General features: G+C 72.1%; 19 protein-coding genes. 8 read left to right on the top strand and 11 right to left on the bottom strand.

Going from position 1 to position 16,125, the window contains the following annotated elements:
- Positions 1 to 3: 3 nt before the first annotated feature.
- From BIV23_RS24470 to BIV23_RS24450, 5 genes are read right to left on the bottom strand one after another with little or no spacing between them, the layout of a single operon-like run.
- Positions 4 to 669 (bottom strand): maleylpyruvate isomerase N-terminal domain-containing protein, encoded by a 666-nt coding sequence (locus tag BIV23_RS24470; RefSeq protein ID WP_071383088.1) that lies wholly within the window; start codon positions 667 to 669, stop codon positions 4 to 6.
- A 39-nt stretch (positions 670 to 708) separates the two neighbouring features.
- Positions 709 to 1,524, bottom strand: a complete 816-nt coding sequence (locus BIV23_RS24465) for an ABC transporter permease (RefSeq protein WP_071383087.1) — start codon at positions 1,522 to 1,524, stop codon at positions 709 to 711.
- A 25-nt stretch (positions 1,525 to 1,549) separates the two neighbouring features.
- Positions 1,550 to 2,443 carry an ABC transporter permease gene (locus tag BIV23_RS24460; protein WP_071383086.1) on the bottom strand — a complete coding sequence of 298 codons (894 nt, stop codon included), beginning with the start codon at positions 2,441 to 2,443 and terminating at the stop codon, positions 1,550 to 1,552.
- Positions 2,444 to 2,446: 3 nt separating this feature from the next.
- Complete coding sequence (locus BIV23_RS24455; protein ID WP_071383121.1) at positions 2,447 to 3,643, bottom strand: ABC transporter substrate-binding protein; 1,197 nt, start codon at positions 3,641 to 3,643, stop codon at positions 2,447 to 2,449.
- A 35-nt stretch (positions 3,644 to 3,678) separates the two neighbouring features.
- Positions 3,679 to 4,710, bottom strand: coding sequence for an ABC transporter ATP-binding protein (locus BIV23_RS24450; protein ID WP_071383085.1), 1,032 nt, complete (start codon positions 4,708 to 4,710; stop codon positions 3,679 to 3,681).
- A 100-nt stretch (positions 4,711 to 4,810) separates the two neighbouring features.
- On the opposite strand from BIV23_RS24450, the gene BIV23_RS24445 reads away from it, so the two are divergent.
- Both BIV23_RS24445 and BIV23_RS24440 read left to right on the top strand, forming a co-directional pair.
- Positions 4,811 to 5,560: a FadR/GntR family transcriptional regulator gene (locus BIV23_RS24445; RefSeq protein WP_425443520.1), complete on the top strand. Its 750-nt coding sequence runs from the start codon at positions 4,811 to 4,813 to the stop codon at positions 5,558 to 5,560.
- A 37-nt stretch (positions 5,561 to 5,597) separates the two neighbouring features.
- Positions 5,598 to 6,359 carry a PDC sensor domain-containing protein gene (locus tag BIV23_RS24440; RefSeq protein ID WP_071383084.1) on the top strand — a complete coding sequence of 254 codons (762 nt, stop codon included), beginning with the start codon at positions 5,598 to 5,600 and terminating at the stop codon, positions 6,357 to 6,359.
- 9 nt (positions 6,360 to 6,368) lie between these two features.
- Here the strand turns inward: BIV23_RS24440 and BIV23_RS24435 are convergent, their stop codons facing one another.
- Genes BIV23_RS24435 through BIV23_RS24425 form a run of 3 tightly spaced genes read right to left on the bottom strand, consistent with a single transcriptional unit; the run spans position 6,369 to position 8,361 of the window.
- Positions 6,369 to 6,971 (bottom strand): flavin reductase family protein, encoded by a 603-nt coding sequence (locus BIV23_RS24435; protein ID WP_071383083.1) that lies wholly within the window; start codon positions 6,969 to 6,971, stop codon positions 6,369 to 6,371.
- A gap of 57 nt (positions 6,972 to 7,028) precedes the next feature.
- Positions 7,029 to 7,886, bottom strand: coding sequence for a thioesterase family protein (locus tag BIV23_RS24430; RefSeq protein ID WP_079173330.1), 858 nt, complete (start codon positions 7,884 to 7,886; stop codon positions 7,029 to 7,031).
- Positions 7,887 to 7,902: 16 nt separating this feature from the next.
- Complete coding sequence (locus tag BIV23_RS24425) at positions 7,903 to 8,361, bottom strand: Lrp/AsnC family transcriptional regulator (RefSeq protein WP_071383081.1); 459 nt, start codon at positions 8,359 to 8,361, stop codon at positions 7,903 to 7,905.
- A 167-nt stretch (positions 8,362 to 8,528) separates the two neighbouring features.
- Here BIV23_RS24425 and BIV23_RS24420 point away from each other — a divergent pair, with 167 nt between their 5' ends.
- Together BIV23_RS24420 and BIV23_RS24415 are read left to right on the top strand one after the other, a co-directional pair.
- Positions 8,529 to 9,173 (top strand): AzlC family ABC transporter permease, encoded by a 645-nt coding sequence (locus BIV23_RS24420; protein WP_342746376.1) that lies wholly within the window; start codon positions 8,529 to 8,531, stop codon positions 9,171 to 9,173.
- Positions 9,166 to 9,495 (top strand): branched-chain amino acid transporter permease, encoded by a 330-nt coding sequence (locus BIV23_RS24415; RefSeq protein ID WP_071383080.1) that lies wholly within the window; start codon positions 9,166 to 9,168, stop codon positions 9,493 to 9,495. Before BIV23_RS24420 ends, BIV23_RS24415 begins: the two co-directional genes overlap by 8 nt.
- Before the next feature lie 56 nt (positions 9,496 to 9,551).
- On the opposite strand, the gene BIV23_RS24410 is transcribed toward BIV23_RS24415, so the two are convergent.
- On the bottom strand, positions 9,552 to 10,202 hold the full coding sequence (locus BIV23_RS24410) for an FMN-dependent NADH-azoreductase (protein WP_071383079.1): 651 nt from the start codon (positions 10,200 to 10,202) through the stop codon (positions 9,552 to 9,554).
- A gap of 129 nt (positions 10,203 to 10,331) precedes the next feature.
- Here BIV23_RS24410 and BIV23_RS24405 point away from each other — a divergent pair, with 129 nt between their 5' ends.
- The 3 genes from BIV23_RS24405 to BIV23_RS24395 all read left to right on the top strand — a co-directional run bounded on the left by BIV23_RS24405 (position 10,332) and on the right by BIV23_RS24395 (position 12,654).
- Positions 10,332 to 10,697, top strand: a complete 366-nt coding sequence (locus BIV23_RS24405; protein ID WP_071383078.1) for a winged helix-turn-helix transcriptional regulator — start codon at positions 10,332 to 10,334, stop codon at positions 10,695 to 10,697.
- A 53-nt stretch (positions 10,698 to 10,750) separates the two neighbouring features.
- Positions 10,751 to 11,167, top strand: a complete 417-nt coding sequence (locus BIV23_RS24400; protein ID WP_071383077.1) for a nuclear transport factor 2 family protein — start codon at positions 10,751 to 10,753, stop codon at positions 11,165 to 11,167.
- A gap of 113 nt (positions 11,168 to 11,280) precedes the next feature.
- A complete protein-coding gene (locus tag BIV23_RS24395; protein WP_071383076.1) occupies positions 11,281 to 12,654 on the top strand; it encodes a S41 family peptidase in 1,374 nt (457 codons plus the stop codon).
- Between the two features lie 6 nt (positions 12,655 to 12,660).
- On the opposite strand, the gene BIV23_RS24390 is transcribed toward BIV23_RS24395, so the two are convergent.
- Positions 12,661 to 14,139 (bottom strand): glutamate-cysteine ligase family protein, encoded by a 1,479-nt coding sequence (locus BIV23_RS24390; RefSeq protein WP_071383075.1) that lies wholly within the window; start codon positions 14,137 to 14,139, stop codon positions 12,661 to 12,663.
- A gap of 194 nt (positions 14,140 to 14,333) precedes the next feature.
- On the opposite strand from BIV23_RS24390, the gene BIV23_RS50480 reads away from it, so the two are divergent.
- Positions 14,334 to 14,693, top strand: a complete 360-nt coding sequence (locus tag BIV23_RS50480; RefSeq protein WP_177240011.1) for a hypothetical protein — start codon at positions 14,334 to 14,336, stop codon at positions 14,691 to 14,693.
- Positions 14,694 to 14,955: 262 nt separating this feature from the next.
- Here BIV23_RS50480 and BIV23_RS24380 read toward each other — a convergent pair whose 3' ends face one another.
- Positions 14,956 to 15,756 carry an SAM-dependent methyltransferase gene (locus BIV23_RS24380; protein ID WP_071383073.1) on the bottom strand — a complete coding sequence of 267 codons (801 nt, stop codon included), beginning with the start codon at positions 15,754 to 15,756 and terminating at the stop codon, positions 14,956 to 14,958.
- Between the last annotated feature and the right edge of the window lie 369 nt (positions 15,757 to 16,125).

Genomic DNA, 16,125 nt, shown 5'->3' with positions numbered 1-16,125 from the left:
GTCTCAGCCGAACAGCGGGAACCGGTCCGCCGCCGGGCCCAGGGCGGCGCGCTCCGCCGCGGTGAGCGGAGCCCGGCCGGTACCCACGCGCGCGTAGTGTCCGTCGCTCCACTCCGGGAGCGCGGGCCGGCCCAGCAGACCGTCCAGGGTGGCACGCACCGCGGCCAGCCCCTCGGGCGCCGGGCCGGGGGCGTGCGGGAGACCGACGGTCAGGTCCAGGTGGTGGACGGTCGCCTCCACCGCGAGGGTGGTCAGCAGGTCCCCGGCGGTCAGCACATGTCCCTGGGTCGCCACATGCCGGGCGGGATCGGCGGTGTCCCCGGCGTGCACGGCCGCCGCCAGCGTCTCCAGATACAGGCCCCGCAGCTGTCGCCAGTCCAGGAACATGCTCGCGCTCACCCGCGCCCAGCGGCGGCCGTTCGCCGCGCCGGCGGCGTTCGGCCGCCAGTCCCGCCAGTACGTCACCGCGTCCCGGTCCGCCGGGTCCGGCGATGGTGTGTGCAAGGCCACCAGGCCGCGCTGGGCGTCACCGAGGCAGTGGAAGACGAGATCGCGGACCGCCCAGCCGGTACACCCGCTCGGCAGCCACGACTCCTCGTCGCCCAGGCCCCCGACGGCCTCCGCGGCGGCCTCGTACGCCGCGCGCAGCACCCGTGCTCCGGTGTCCATCACGCTCCCGGTCCGTCGGTCCGTCAGCTGCCCAGGGTGTCACACCCGGCTCGACGTCGCCGTGTCCCCGGACAGGCGCTGGGCGACGTAGATCGGGATCACGGACAGCAGGACGAGGACGGCCGCCACCACGTTGACCACCGGTGCCTGCTGCGGCCGGGTCATGTTGTCGAAGATCCAGATGGGCAGGGTCTCGATCCCCGGCCCCGCCGTGAACGTGGTGACCACGATCTCGTCGAAGGACAGCGCGAAGGCGAGCAGACCGCCCGCCAGCAGCGCGGAGCGGACCAGCGGGAAGGTGACGTCGGCGAAGGCGCGGAAGCTGGTCGCGCCGAGGTCCATGGCCGCCTCCTCGTACGAGGCCGCCGAACGGCGCAGCCGGGCCGCCACGTTGTTGAAGACGACCACGATGCAGAAGGTGGCGTGGCCGACGATCACCGTGAACAGCCCGAGGCCCACGCCGAGCGGCTGAAGGACCGTGCCGAAGGCCGAGTTGAGGGCGATGCCGGTGACGATGCCGGGCAGCGCGATCGGCAGGACCACGACGAACGAGACCGTGTCCCGGCCGAAGAAGCGGTGCCGGGTCACGGCGAACGCGATGAGCGTGCCGAGCACGAGCGCGATCGCCGTGGCCCCGAGGCCCGCCTTCACCGAGACCCACAGGGCCTGCCGCGCACCGGAGTTGTGCACGGCCACCGACCACCAGTGCCCGGTCAGCCCCGGCGGTGGCCAGCTCGCGCTGCGGTCGGGACTGAAGGAGTTGACGAGGACGAGGAGCAGCGGCACGTAGATCACCGCGAAACCGAGCGCGGCGCCGGCGCGCAGGGCGATGCGCGCGGTGCGGCCGAGATGCATGGCGCTCTTCCTTCCGGCAGGGGGGTCAGAGGCTGTTGAGGGCGCCGGTGCGGCGGATCGCCAGCAGGTACAGGACGATCACGACGACGGGGACGGTGCCGAGCGCGGCGGCCATCGGCAGGTTGAGCTCGATGTCGGAGTACACGAGATTGCCGATCAGCTGCGTCTTGCCGCCGACGATCTGCACGGTGATGTAGTCGCCGAGGCTCAGCGAGAAGGTGAACACCGAGCCCGCCGCGACCGACGGCAGCACCATCGGCAGCACCACCGAACGGAAGGTCCGCCCGGCCCGCGCCCCGAGGTCGGCCGACGCGTCGAGCAGGTTCGCCGGGAGCTGGGCGAGGGCCGTGTGGATCGGCAGGATCATGTACGGCAGCCACAGGTACGTCAGGGTCAGGACCGTGGCCGGCAGGCCGAAGCCGGGCCCGCTCAGCCCGAACGGCGCCAGCAGCCAGTCGGCGAGGCCGCCCTGGGACAGGATGAGCCGCCAGGCGTACACCTTCACCAGGTAACTCGCCCACAGCGGGGTGAGGATGGCCACCACGAGCAGCGGCCGCCACCGGGGACGCGCCACACGCGCCGTGTAGAAGGCGACCGGGAAGGCGAGCACCGCGCACAGGGCGGTCACCGCGAGCGCCACCCCGACGCTGCGCACGACGACCTCGCGGAAGACGGGCGTGGTGAACAACTCGTGGAAGTTGTCCGTCGTCCAGACCCGCACCACCTGCGAGGTGAAGGAGTTCGTCGTCCAGAACGCGGAGGCGAACAGCACCGCCAGCGAGCCGAGGTAGAGCACGGCCAGCCACAGCAGCGGGGCGGACAGCAGCAGGGCGAGGCGCAGCCGGGGTCTGCGGTGCAGGCTGCCGGCGAGCCGCCGGACGGAGCCCCGGCCGGCGGCGGCGTTCGCGTCGGTCGCCACCGCTCAGCCCTTGATCTCGGTCCAGGCCTGCACCCACCGGTCGTACGGCACGCAACGCACGTCCTTGCGGCCGTCGAGGCACTGCGCGATGGGCGTGTTCCAGAAGGCGATCTTCTTCCAGTAGTCCTCGTCGGCGGCGTGGTAGACCGTGCAGAAGTTCTTGTCGCTGGTCTCGGCGCAGGCCCTGGAGTTCGCCGGGGCCTCGCCGAAGTACTCGGCGACCTGGGCGTTGACCTTCGGCGAGACGATCCAGTTCAGCCATTTGTAGGCGCAGTTGGGGTGTTTGGCCCTGCTGGAGACCATCCAGGTGTCGGACCAGCCGGTGGACCCCTCCTTCGGCACGAACGCCCTGACCTTCGCGCCCTCGGAGGCGGCGAGGTTGGCGATGACCTGCCAGGTGGTGCCGATCACCGAGTCGCCGCTCTTGAACGCGGAGACCTCCTTCAGGTAGTCGCTCCAGTACTCGCCGACGCTTCGGTTCTGCTGCTTGAGCAGGGACACGGCCGCGTCGAACTGCTTCTGGTCGAGCGCGTAGGGGTCCTGGATCCTCAACTCGGGCCTGGTGGACTTGAGATAGAGAGCCGCGTCGGCGATGTAGATCGGGGAGTCGTACGCGGTGACGTGGCCCTTGTGCCGTGCCGCGTCCTCGAAGACCGCCGACCAGGAGGTGGGCGCGGGCTTGACCTTCTGGGTGTTGTACATCAGCAGGTTGGCACCCCGGCCGTGCGGGATGCCGTACATCTGGCCCTTCACCGAGTTCCAGGCGCCGTTCTTCAACCCGGCGAAGACGTCCTTGTAGTTGGGGACGAGAGCGGTGTTGACGGGGGCCGCGTCGCCGGAGGCGATCAGGCGCAGGGAGGCGTCGCCGGAGGCCGAGACGGCGTCGTACTCGCCGGTCTTCATCAGCTTGACCATCTCGTCCGAGCTGGCGGCGACCTTGGAGTGCACCTGGCAGCCGGTCTGTTTCTCGAAGGCGTGGACCCAGTCGGCCTTGGGGTCGTTGGAGCCGTCCTCGACGTATCCGGCCCAGGCGATCAGATTCACCTGGCCTTCCGTCGCGCCGAGCTTCGTCGGGGCCTTGAGGGCGGGCGGGTTGAGTCCCGTGGCGGACGAGCCGCCGGAGCCGGAGGAGCCGCACGCGGCGGCGAGCAGCAGCGCGGCGGCCACCGCGGCGGCCCGGGGGATGCGGTTGAGACGCACGACGATCTCCACGAAGGCGTAGGGACGGGGAGCGGTCAGGAGGGCAGCCGTACGGCGTGCCGGTGGTGCCAGGCCAGGCGTACCCGGGTGCCGCGGTAGCCGGCGACGTCCTCGGCGGAGGTCTCCAGGTTCTGCTGGAGCGCGGTGAGCCGGCCGCCGCCGTCCAGGTCGACCAGGAAGCGGGTGGCGTCGCCGAGGTAGACGACGTCGGCCACGGTGCCGGTGGCCGTGGCGCGGTCCGGCTCGTCGGCCTCGGCGGACTCCTTGAGCACCCGGATCTTCTCCGGCCGGATGTTGTACGTGCCCGGGGCGCCGACGATCCGGTGCGCCGTCTCGCCGTCGAGCAGGTTCGAGGTGCCGACGAAGGAGGCCACGAAGGGCGTCGCCGGGCGTTCGTATATCTCCGCGGGCGTGCCGACCTGGGCGATACGGCCCTGGTCGAAGACGGCGATGCGGTCGCTCATCGTCAGCGCCTCCTCCTGGTCGTGGGTGACGAAGACGAAGGTGACGCCGACCTCCCGCTGCAGCGCCTTGAGTTCGACCTGCATCTGCTCGCGCAGCTTCAGGTCGAGGGCGCCGAGGGGCTCGTCGAGCAGCAGCACCCGGGGCCGGCCGACCAGCGCGCGGGCGAGGGCGACGCGCTGGCGCTGGCCGCCGGAGAGCTGGGCCGGGCGCCGCTGGCCGTAGCCCTCCAGACGGACCTCGGCGAGGGCCTTGCGGGCGCGGACGAGGCGTTCGGCCTTCGGGACCCTGCGGACCTTCAGGCTGTAGGCGACGTTCTGCTCGACCGTCATGTGCGGGAACAGGGCGTAGTCCTGGAACACGGTGTGCACGTCCCGCTCGAACGGGGCGAGCCCGGTGACCTCCTGCCCGGCGAGTTCGATCCGGCCCCGGTCGGGGGTCTCGAACCCGGCGACGAGCCGGAGAACCGTCGTCTTGCCGGACCCGGACGGGCCGAGCATGGAGAAGAACTCCCCGTCCCGGATCTCCAGGTCGACCCCGGCCACGGCGGTCGTCGCGCCGAACGACTTGTGCAGGTCATGCAGCCGGATCGCCATTCCCTCCATACGGGAACCTTTCTGGCTCGCTCAACGTTGGCGTAAACATATGAAGTCATAGTTCATAGCTCAAGAGCCCCTTAGGGTAAAGCTTGAGTCAGTGCACGAGGTGGTGGCCGTGAAACAGGACGAGAAAGAGGGCGCCGCCCGCAAGGCCGTCTTCAGCCCGGTGGACAACCGGGCTCGCGTGGAGGCGGTGGTGCGCCGCATCGGCGACGCCATAGAGCTGGGCCTGATCGCCGACGGCGAGCAACTGCCCGGCGAGAGCGAACTGGCCGGACAGCTCGGCGTCTCCACGGTCACCCTGCGCGAGGCACTCATGGCGCTGCGGCAGCAGGGCCTGGTCACCACCCGCCGGGGCCGCGGCGGCGGAAGCTTCGTCTCCGTGCCCGAAGTCCCCGCCGACGACCGTCTCAAGGCACGGCTGCGCGGCTGGAGCACCGACGAACTGCGCGACCTCGGCGATCACTGGGCCGCCCTGTCCGGCGCCGCCGCCCGCCTCGCCGCCCAGCGCACCGAACCCGACGACCTGCGACAACTGCACCGCACCGCCGAGGAGTTGGCGCACACTGGGGACGCGGCGGCGCGCAGCAGGCTGTACGGCCGCTTCCACGTCGAACTCGCGGCCGCCGCCCAGTCCACCCGGCTCACCCGCGAACAGGTCGCCCTCCAGAGCGAGATCGGCGCCCTGCTCTGCCTCGTCCTCGCCGACGACGCGTTTCGTGAAGAAGTTGCGGACCGCCATCGCGCCCTGGTCTCCGCCGTGCAGGATGGGGCCCACGAAACGGCCGGCACGCTGGCCGAGCGGTGTGTCAGAGAGCCGGTGGCGCGGCTCGTCGCCGTACGCCTCGGGCTCTGACCGCGCCGCGTCCGGTTCCCGTCCGCTGGAGGACACCATGGGCTGCAGCCCCCCGCTCGCCACCCTGGACACGGACCCGGCGACATGGGTGGCCGCGCAGGTGGGCGGCGCGCTGGAGGCCGTCTTCGCCGCGGTCGCCGCGATCCGCGCCGAGACCGAGGACCTGCTGCGCCGGGCGGCCGGCGAGGAACGGCGGCCCGCCAGTGCCGATCTCGCCGCCCTGCGCCCCGGACTGCACCGGCAGCTGACCGGCGAGGACCTCGTCTCCGGCGCCGGCTTCGTCGCGGCGCCCGGCCTGCTCGGCGACGTACCCGCCTGGCTGGAGTGGTGGCAGTCGGGCGCCGACGGCGTGGTGCGCCCGCTCCAGCTCGACCTCGACTCCGGGCAGTCGGCGTACGCCGACTACACCCACTGGGACTGGTTCGCGCTGCCCCGCGCCACCGGGCGCCGGGCCGTGGCCGGACCGTACGTCGACTACCTCTGCTCCGACGAGTACAGCCTCACCCTGTCCGAACCGGTGCTCGTCCAGGGCCGGTTCGCCGGAGTGGCCGCCGCCGACGTGTATCTGCGGCACTTCGAGGCGGCCGTCCTGCCGCTGCTGCGGAGCCTGCCCCGCCCCGCGCACCTGGTGAACGCGCGGGGCCGGGTGGCCGCCTCCGCCGACCCGGCCCATCTGGCCGGCTCGCTCACCCGGGGTCCGCGCTTCGGTGACCTGCTCGGCACGGCACGCCCCGGCACGCACGACGGCCTCGGCCTGGTGCCGTGCGCGGGCGTGCCCCTCGTGCTGGTGCTGGCCTGAGGCGGACGGTCAGACACGCCCCCGGTACGGCACCCGGGCCAGCTCGTGGACCTCGCCGACGGTGGACCATTCGTTCCCGCCCAGGCGCGCGAGGGGACGCAGCCGGCCGATGTCCGGCCGGCCGTCCACCAGTACGTCCTCGCGGACGGCGGCGTGCACGACCCGGCCGAAGACCACCGTCGAGTTTCCGAGGCGCAGCGTCGAGTGCAGCGTGCACTCCAGGGCGACCGGGGACGCGGCCACCCGCGGCGGCCGCACCCGCAGCGACGGCTCCCGCTCGATGCCCACGGCGTCGAACTCGCCCTGGTCCCGGGGGAATTCGGTCGCCGTGGCGTTGATCTCGGCGAGGAGCGGCTCCGGGGCGAGGTTGACGACGAACTCCCCGGTGTCCTCGACGTTGCGCAACGAGTCCTTGCGGCCGACCACGGTGTACTGGACGACGGGCGGATCGGTACAGGCGACGGTGAAGAACGAGTGCGGGGCCAGGTTCGCCGTCTCCCCGTCCGGTGCGAGGGTCGAGACCCAGGCGATCGGCCGGGGTACGACGACGGACGTGAGCAGACGGTAGAACGCCCCGGCCCCCAGGGACTCGGGCGAGTAGTCGACGCGCATGACAGCACCGTATGTCATCTGATCAGCGCCGCACGGGCCCGCCCGCGCGGCGCGGGGTCACGCGCCCGGCAGCGGGCGCACGGTGAGGGTCTGCTGGGCGTGGCCGACCGGGCCGGCCAGGTCGTGCAGCACGGAGCTGGTCAGTCCCTGGCCGGTCGGGCCGAAGACGACCGTGGTGTCCAACCCGACCCAGCGGCCCTCCGGTTGGCGGTGGAGGTGGATCGTCAGGTCGACGTTGGGGAACATCCACTCGGTGGGCGAGCGCCGTACGGCGATGCCGTTGGCGGTGTCGATCAGGGCGACGTAGGACGCGAGCGGGCTGCTCGGTTCGCCGGCGACGAGGCCGAGGTGCGTGGAGATCCACGCCGTGGCGCGGCCCGGCTCCGCGGGAGCGAGCGGCCGGAAGTCGACGGACGCGCAGTGCCCGCCGGGCCACACGGAGCCCAGCGACCGCGCGGCGACGGCGTCCGGCGGCGGGGTGAGCCGGGCGTCACCGCCGCCGGCCACGGCGCGGGTGTCCCCCTCGGCCAGCAGCCAGGCGCGGGCCCGTACGGCGGTCCGTCCCGCGATGTCCACGACCGCTTCGAGGAGTTCGATGGTGCGGCCGGGCCGGATGGACTCCACCCGGATCTCGCACTCGTCCAGCGCGAGCCGCCCCAGGATGTCGAAGCTGATCCGGGAGACCAGCAGTCCGCCCTGCCGCGGCCGCTCGGCGAGATACCCGTCGATCGCGTGGACGACAAGACCGGCGAGCGGGCTGAAGTGCATCTCGTCGGTGTCCCACGCGCCGCTCGCGTGTGCCGTGGGCTTGTAGTGGTGCGGATCGATGCGTTCGAAGTAGCTCGCGGACAACGGGTGACTCTCCTCGGGGTGTCCATGATCACGGGGCGTCGAGCAGGTAGATGCACCGTACATCCTGCTCGCGCCGCGCTCACGGGCCGGACTTGATCGCCTTCATGGTCAGATGGGAGTCGATGCGCAGGACGCAGGGCTGTGCGCTGAGCTTGTCCACCAGGAAGGCCTCGTACGCGGCGTGGTCGGCGACGGCGACGCGGACGAAATAGTCCGGGCGGCCGTACATCCGGCGGAACTCGACGACCTCCTCGTACCCGGCCACGATGTCCTCGAACTCCAGGAACGTCGTGCGGTCGTTGGCGCTGACCTCGATGTCGATCAGCACCTCCAGCCCGCGGCCCAGCGCCTCGGGGTCCACCACCGCCCGGTACCCCGTGATGACACCGGCCTCCTCCAGCCGCTTGACCCGGCGCAGGCAGGGCGGCGGGGTCAGGCCCACCCGCTGGGCCAGCTCGACGTTGGTCAGCCGTCCGTACCGGCGCAGGTGAAACAGAATGTCCCGATCGATGGCGTCCAGGCTCACTTCATTGCGCATGAGGTCATGATAGGGACATTCTTGGCAACCATATGGCGCACACTCTGTCCTAAAATGTCTCCATGCACATCTCCCCTCCCGTCGGCCGTGACGCGTCCCCGTCCATGGCCGTCCCGCCTTCGCGGAGCCCCTCGGAGGCGCGGGCCGCGCTGCGGGACTCCGCCTCCGTGGGACTGGGTTTCGTCCCGCTCGGAGTCGCCTTCGGCGTCCTCGTCGCCCACTCCGGCATCGACTGGTGGTGGGCGACGCTGTCCAGCGCGCTGGTCTACGGCGGTTCCTTCGAGTTCCTGCTCATCGGACTGGTCACCGCCGCCGTACCGCTGGCCTCGATCGCCGTCTCCGCGTTCCTGGTGAACGTGCGGCACGTCTTCTACGCCCTGTCCTTCCCGCTGGACCGGGTGCGGGGGCGGCTCGGCAGGGCGTACGGCACCTTCGCGCTGTGCGACGAGGCCTACGCGCTGACCGCCGGGGAGCGGGCCCGCGCCTGGTCCGGCCGCCGGATCCTCTGGCTCCAGCTCTTCATGCACCTGTACTGGGCCGGCGGCGCCACGGCCGGGGCGCTGCTCGGGTCCCTCGTCCCCGACCGTGTCCAGGGCCTGGACTTCGCGCTCACCGCGCTGTTCACCGTGCTGGCGCTGGAGGCCGTCCGCGACCGGCGGGGCGATCTGCCGACACCGGTGCTCGCCTTGCTCGGTGCGCTCGCCGCCCGGCTCCTCTTCCCGGGCAGCCTGCTCCTCGCCGCCTTCGCCCTGTTCACTGCCGGGCTCCTCGCCCGCCACCTGACCACCAAGGACAACCCGCGCCATGCCTGACACGCCGTACCTCGTCGCCGCGGTCCTCGTCTCCGCCGCCGTCACCTGGGGCCTGCGCGCCCTGCCCTTCGCCGCGCTCGGGCGGCTGCGCGCGAGCCGCACCGTGGGGTATCTCCAGTCCCGGATGCCCGCCGGGATCATGGTGATCCTGGTCGTCTACTGCCTGCGCGACCTGCCGGTCACCCGCACCGCCGTACTGGCCCCGCTCGCGGCGCTCGCCGTCACCGTCGGCGTGCACCTGTGGCGCCGCAACGCGCCGCTGAGCATCCTGGCCGGTACCGCGGTCGACGTCGCGCTGGCCAGCACGGTCTTCGCGCACTGACACACGTCGACCCGGGTCCGGCCTCGTCGGCGGTACCCGGGTCGGACGAGGCGGGCTCAGGCGGCCAGGCGCTCCACGAGCCGGCCGGCCTTCGCGGCGGCCTGCTCCAGGGCGCGGTCGCGGGAGGCCTCGTACAGCGGGACCAGCTCGGCCATCGCCGGGTTCTGCGGGGCCATCGTCAGCTCCGGGACGATGAAGTCGACGTCCAGGCCGAGGCCCGCGCCGAGGGCGGCACCGAGGTAGTTGCGCACGTACTCGAAGTCCTCGCGCGGGGTGCCCGGCTCGTACGAGCCGCCGCGGCTCGCGACGACGGTCACCGGGGTGCCCTTGGCGGACTGGGTCTCGCCCGCGGTGCGGCCCATCAGGATCACGTTGTCCAGCCAGGCCTTGAGGGTCGAGGGGATCGAGAAGTTGTACATCGGGGCGCCGATCAGCACCGCGTCCGCCTGCTCCAGCTCCTCGATCAGCCGGACGCGCTCGGCGAAGGCGGCGGCCTGCTCGGGCGTGTGGGCGGCGGGGTCCACGAAACCGGCGGTGTGCGAGGCGGCGGTGATGTGCGCGACGGGCTGCGCGTTCAGGTCGCGGTAGACGACCGTGCCCTCGGGGTGCTGCTCCTCCCAGTGCTTGCGGAAGGCCGCGGTCACGGCGCGGGAGGACGAGACCTCGGCCGGGAACACGGACGAGTCGATGTGCAGCAGGGTGGCCATGGGGAACTCCAGGAAACGGATCAGGGCAGCCCGGAACGGACGTGCCGGGCTGAAGTTTCGTACCTAGCTATGAATAGCACAGGGGCTTACTTTTTTTCACCTCCTACGGTGAAGTAGTACCCTGATCACATGGCGGCGGAGCGGAATCATGACGGTGAGATGTGCAAGCGGGTGGACGACGGCATCACCCGCGTCTTCCAGCTGCTGGGAAAGCGCTGGAGCGGTCCGATCGTCTCCGTCCTGGTGCATCAGCCCGCGCACTTCGCGGACCTGCGCCGGGCCGTTCCCGGCATCAGCGAACGCATGCTCTCCGACCGGCTCGCCGAGCTCGGCGCCGCCGGCCTCGTCGTGCGTGAGGTCGACGAGGGCCCGCCGCTGCGCGTCTCCTACCGCCTGACCGAGGCGGGGGCCGCCCTGGAGCCCGCGCTGCGGCAGCTGGGAGACTGGGCCAAGACCCATCTGCCGGACGCGCCGCAGTGCCCGGGCGCGGCGTAGCGGGAGGGCCTGACCGGGGCATCCGCGCAGGGGTCGGCCGAGGGGAGACGTGTGTGACGCTGGGGCTCGAAGACCGGCTTGCCATCGGCGAGTTGATCGCGCTGCACGGTCATGTCGTGGACGACGGACAACTCGACCGCATGGGCGAGCTGTTCACCCCGGACATCGTCTACGACGTGTCCGACTTCGGCCAGGAGCCCCTGGTGGGCCTGGCCGCCGTCCGGGAGGCGGCGCTGGCACTCGGGGACGGCAATCCCGTCGCGCATCACGTCACCAACACCGTCGTGCGGGAGGAGGCGGACGGCCGGGTCCGCGCCCGCTCCAAGGGGCTGGGCGTCCGGGCGGACGGCACGTGCGGTTCCCTCACGTACGACGACGTCCTCGTCCGCACCCCCGACGGCTGGCGGATCAGCCACCGCACACTGACCGCGCGGCGCGTCCCCCTGAACGGCGTGCACCGGTCCGGGTGAGGCGTGTACGGGGGTTGTCCCCCGGTCCGGTGCACCGGGACTCCGGATGGTGCGGACAGGGGCGCGGCGGCGACGGTGGAGTCCTGCGTGCACCGAACCGGAAGGACCCCATCGTGCGTACCCTCACGGCCACCGTCGCCGTCCTGACCCTCGCCGCCGGAGCCGTACCGGCCGCGGCCGCCGCCGCGTCCGGCCCGTCCGGCACCGACGGGGTGTGGCGCGTGGACGGCTACGGCACCGTCCTCGTCGCCGGCGGGGGAGTGCTCCAGGAGTACCAGACGACGTCCGTCAGCTGCCTCAAGGGCGACACCTCGCGCCAGACCGGGCCGGGCACCTACCTCACGACCGACGGCACGGCGCTGACCGTACGGACCCTGCACGACCGGGATCACGCACTGTTCGCCGCCGACAGCTCGGTGGGCCACCGGCAACTGCGCCGACTGCCCGCCCTGCCCGCCGGCTGCGCCCGCCCGGCGTCCATCGACCCGCGCACCGCCTTCGACGTCTTCTGGCAGACCTTCGAGGAGAACTACCCCTTCTTCGCCGCCAAGGGCATCGACTGGCACGCCGTACGCGACCGCTACCGGCCACTGGTCCGCCAGGACACCACCAAGGACCGGCTCTTCGCCATCCTCAGCCGGATGGTGCGCCCCCTGTACGACGCCCATGTCGTGGTCGCCGACGGTCGCCGGCACTTCGCCGAGGTGCGTCGCGGTACCGAGGTGCCGAGCGAGGAACTCGACGCGAAGGCCAAGAAGTTCATCGTCGCCCGCGACCTCGGGGACGCCGCCCACCGTCAGGACTTCGGCGCCGGCCGGATCACCTACGCCGACCTGCCGGGCGACCTCGGCTACCTGCGCCTCTCCGGCTTCGGCGGATACGCCGGCAAGGACGCGCCGTACACCGCCGAACAGGCCGAACTGGACCGGGCGTTGAACACCGTGCTCGACGCCGGGCGGACGAAGCGGCTCAAGGGACTGGTCATCGATCTGCGCGTCAACGGCGGCGGGGCCGACAGCCTCGGCATCCGGATCGCCCAGCGGCTGACGGACACGCCCTACACCGCGTACGCCAAGCGGGCCCGCAACGACCCGGCCGACCCCGCCCGGCACACCCGGCCCGAACCCGTGCCCGTCGTCCCCGCCGACGCGCCCCGCTACACCGGCCCGGTCGCCGTCCTCACCGGCGGCTCCACGGTCAGCGCGGGCGAGACCTTCACCCAGGCGCTCATCGACCGGCCCGGACCGACCGTGCGCATCGGACAGGCCACGCAGGGCGTCTTCTCGGACGTCATGGAGCGCTGCCTGCCCGACGGGCTCGCCTTCACCCTGCCGAACGAGGAGTACCTGACCCGCACCGGACGCACCTTCGACGGTACCGGCATCCCGCCGCAGCTGACCGAACCGGTCTTCACCGAGGAGGAGTTCGCCAAGAACCGGGACTCGGCCTTCGACCGGGCCGTCAGCCTGCTGCGCGACCGCGGCTGAGCCGGCTCAGTCCACCGGCCAGGTGTGCGCCGGAGCGTTGAGGTGCATGTAGTCGATGTAGAGCTGGGTCATCCGGCGCAGTGTCTCGTGGCGGCTGGTGTGCGTGGTGGCGTCGAGGTGGTGGACCGTCTCCTTCTGCCACACCGCGCCGTTGCGCGCGGTCACACAGCGCTGCTCGATGATGCCGAGCAGCGGCTCGCGCCACGCCTCGTCCATGCCGGAGAGCGCGAGTCCCCGGTGCGCCAGGGGCAGCAGCCGGCGCAACACCAGTTCGGGCACCGGGACTTCGCCCATCCCGGGCCAGTACAGCAGGGCCTCGATGCCGTGCCGGGCGGCGGTGTGCAGATTGTCCTCGGCCGCCGAGAACGACATCCGCGACCACACCGGCCGGTCCTCCTCGGTCAGGGCCCGGGTGAGACCGTAGTAGAAGGCGCCGTTGGCGAGCGTGTCGGCGACGGTCGGACCGGCGGGCAGCACCCGGTTCTCCACCCGGATGTGCGGCACGTCGTGCGTGACGGCGTACACGGGGCGGTTCCAGCGGTAGATCGTGCCGTTGTGCAGGGTGAGTTCTCCCAGCTCGGGAACGTCACCCCGGTCCAGGGTCTCGGCCGGGTCCTGCTCGTCGCACAGCGGGAGGAGGGCCGGGAAGTAGCGCAGATTCTCCTCGAAGAGGTCGAAGACGCTGTTGATCCACCGCTCCCCGAACCACACCCGGGGCCGTACGCCCTGCACCTTGATCTCCTCCGGGCGGGTGTCCGTGGCCTGCTCGAACAGCGGAATACGGGTCTCGTGCCACAGCTCCTTGCCGAACAGGAAAGGGGAGTTGGCCGCGAGCGCCACCTGGACGCCGGCGATCGCCTGCGCCGCGTTCCAGTAGGCGGCGAACTCCTCGGGGGAGACCTGAAGGTGGAACTGGGTACTGGTGCAGGCCGCCTCCGGGGTGATCGTGTCCGCGTAGGTCCGCAGCCGGTCGGCGCCGTCCACCTCGATGCGCAGGTCCTCGCCCCGGGCCGCGAAGATCTGGTCGTTGAGCAGGCGGTAGCGGGGGTTCTCCGACAGCGCGCCCTCGCCGATGTCCTCCTGGCGCAGCGTGGGCAGGATCCCGATCATGATCAGCCGGGCGCCGACCGTGCGGGCCCGCTCGTCGGCGTGGTTCAGCGCGGCGCGGATCTCGCCCTCCCACGCGTCGGGGCCGCCCGCCGTCAGCCGCCGGGGCGGGACGTTGATCTCCAGGTTGAACCGGCCCAGTTCGGTGGACCAGGCGGGGTCCGAGACGGCCTGGAGCACATCGCTGTTGCGCATCACCGGTTCGGCGTCGTCGCCCACCAGGTTCAGCTCTATCTCCAGGCCGACCTGGGGCCGCTCGGACTCGAACCGCTGCTCGCGCAGCATCTGCGCCAGCGCGTCGAGGCATCCGTGCATCTTGATCCGGTACCGGCGGCGGTCCTCGCGGGTGAAGACGAGCGCCGGGACGTCACGTCCCATCGGCCCTCCAGGAGTCCCCGGGTCGGCCACGTCTCCACCCAGCGTCGCACCATCGGACGACACCCACCAAGCGGGCGGAACCCCGCGGCCGGCGGCTCTCGGATGAGGCCGAGGCGGCCCGGGGCCAGGTGGTCGCGGCCCGTGTGCCCAGGGGCGGCGAGACCGAGATCCTCGTACACCACCGTGCACAGTGCGTGATCGAAGCGGCCGCGCGCTCGGTGAGCGCGGCGCTGCCGTTGAAGTACGCCGAGATCGTCACCCCGGCGTCGAGGTCCGCCAGGACCACACAGGCGCTGCCTGCGGTGCGGCCGAAGGGCGACGGCCGCCTCGCCGAAGGGGCCGGCCACACATGCGCCGGGGTGGCCCCGGACGACGTCGAAGCCGGCGACGCGGGCCGCGAGCTCGGCGGGGCCGTGGTACGGGACCCGCACCATGTGGGCGCCGAGCGGGCCGCCGAGCGCGGCGCTCAGCCCGAGCGGGCCGGTGACCTCGGTACCCAGGAAGTCCCCGAAGGCGGTACCGCTGCGGCGGGCCGCGATCTCCCCGAGCAGTAGGTACCCGGCATGGCCCGGACAGGCCGCCCGCTGCCCGGGAACCCGGTTCGGGTCGGCGTCCGAGGCGCGGATCAGCGCCATGAGCTTGTCCCAGCCCTGGTCGAAGGCCTCACCCGCGGCCCGGTCGCGGCGGCCCGCAGCGGCGCGGTGTGGCTCCACGGACGGCCGGCGGTGACGGCGTCCCGGCCGCCCCCGGCGCAGTCCGGCAGATGGTCGCGCACCAGGTCGTCGGGGTCGAGCAGGCCGGGGGGACTCGCCGTGCTCAGGCGTTCTTCCGGGCCACCGCGCCGTAGAAGCCGATCTCCTCGGAGCCGGCCGGCGGGGTGGTGTCCGGGCGCCAGAACGGGACCTGGGTCAGGCCGGGTTCGACCAGCTCGAGGCCGTCGAAGAACCGCTCGACCCGGTCGCGGGAGCGCAGGTTCATGGTGGCGGTGGCGCTCCGGTAGACGGCCTCGGCGTCGCTGCGGTCGTCGGCGAAGTCGCCCGTCGCGTGGGAGAGGACGAGGAAGCTGCCGGCCGGCAGCGCGTCGCGCAACGTGGCCACGATCCGCTCGGGCTCGTCCGCGTCACGGATGAAGTGGAGTACGGCGACAAGGAACAGGGCGACCGGCCGGCCGAAGTCGATGATCCGGCGGACCTCCGGATGATCGATGACGGACTGCGGATCGCGCAGGTCGGCGAGGACGATGCTGGTCGTGCCGGCCCGGCTGAGCAGCGCGTCGGCGTGCGCCTTCACGATCGGGTCGTTGTCGACGTAGGCGACACGCACGTCCGGTGCCAGTTGCTGGGCGACCTCGTGCACGTTCGGGGAGGTGGGCAGTCCGGTGCCGATGTCCAGGATCTGGCGGACGCCGCTGTCGACGACGTAGCGCACCGCGCGGTGCAGGAAGGCGCGGTTGGCGCGCACGGAGATCCACACCTCGGGGGCCGCCGCGGCCAGCTGGTCGCCCGCCTGCTGGTCCACCTCGTAGTTGTCCTTGCCGCCCAGGAGGTAGTCGTAGATGCGCGCGGGATGCGGCTTGCTGGTGTCGATGCGCACGGCCTGGCCGCCGTCCTGAGTCACAGTGGGCTCCTCTCCCCGACCGTCACGGCCTCGTCCCGTGAACGATTGGCCAAAGCTTGCCATATCAACTACCCCGTTCGTGCCCACAGTTCCGGCTGCCGACGGCCGTGCGCGGGGCGGCGACGGGTCCCGCGCGAAGCCGCTCGCCCTGGCTGCCGTCTACGGCGAAACACGCGACCTGGCCCGGGCGTTCGGCGTGGAGAAGCGCGGCGAGCAGCTCGTCGCCCGACTGCGGGGGCGGGTGCGCACGGCCACGGCTGCTCGTGCTGCACGGCGGGCGGGCGGTAGCCGAGGGCCCGCCCGGCGAGGTCCCGACCACCGACCTGATCAAGCGGGTGTACGGCGTCGACGCCGCGGTCACCACCGCCG

It is taken from the genome of Streptomyces monashensis, assembly GCF_001866665.1.
Taxonomy (GTDB): domain Bacteria; phylum Actinomycetota; class Actinomycetes; order Streptomycetales; family Streptomycetaceae; genus Streptomyces; species Streptomyces monashensis.
Note: the sequence above shows the minus strand (reverse complement) of the source record. Positions and strands in the feature narration are given on the sequence as shown.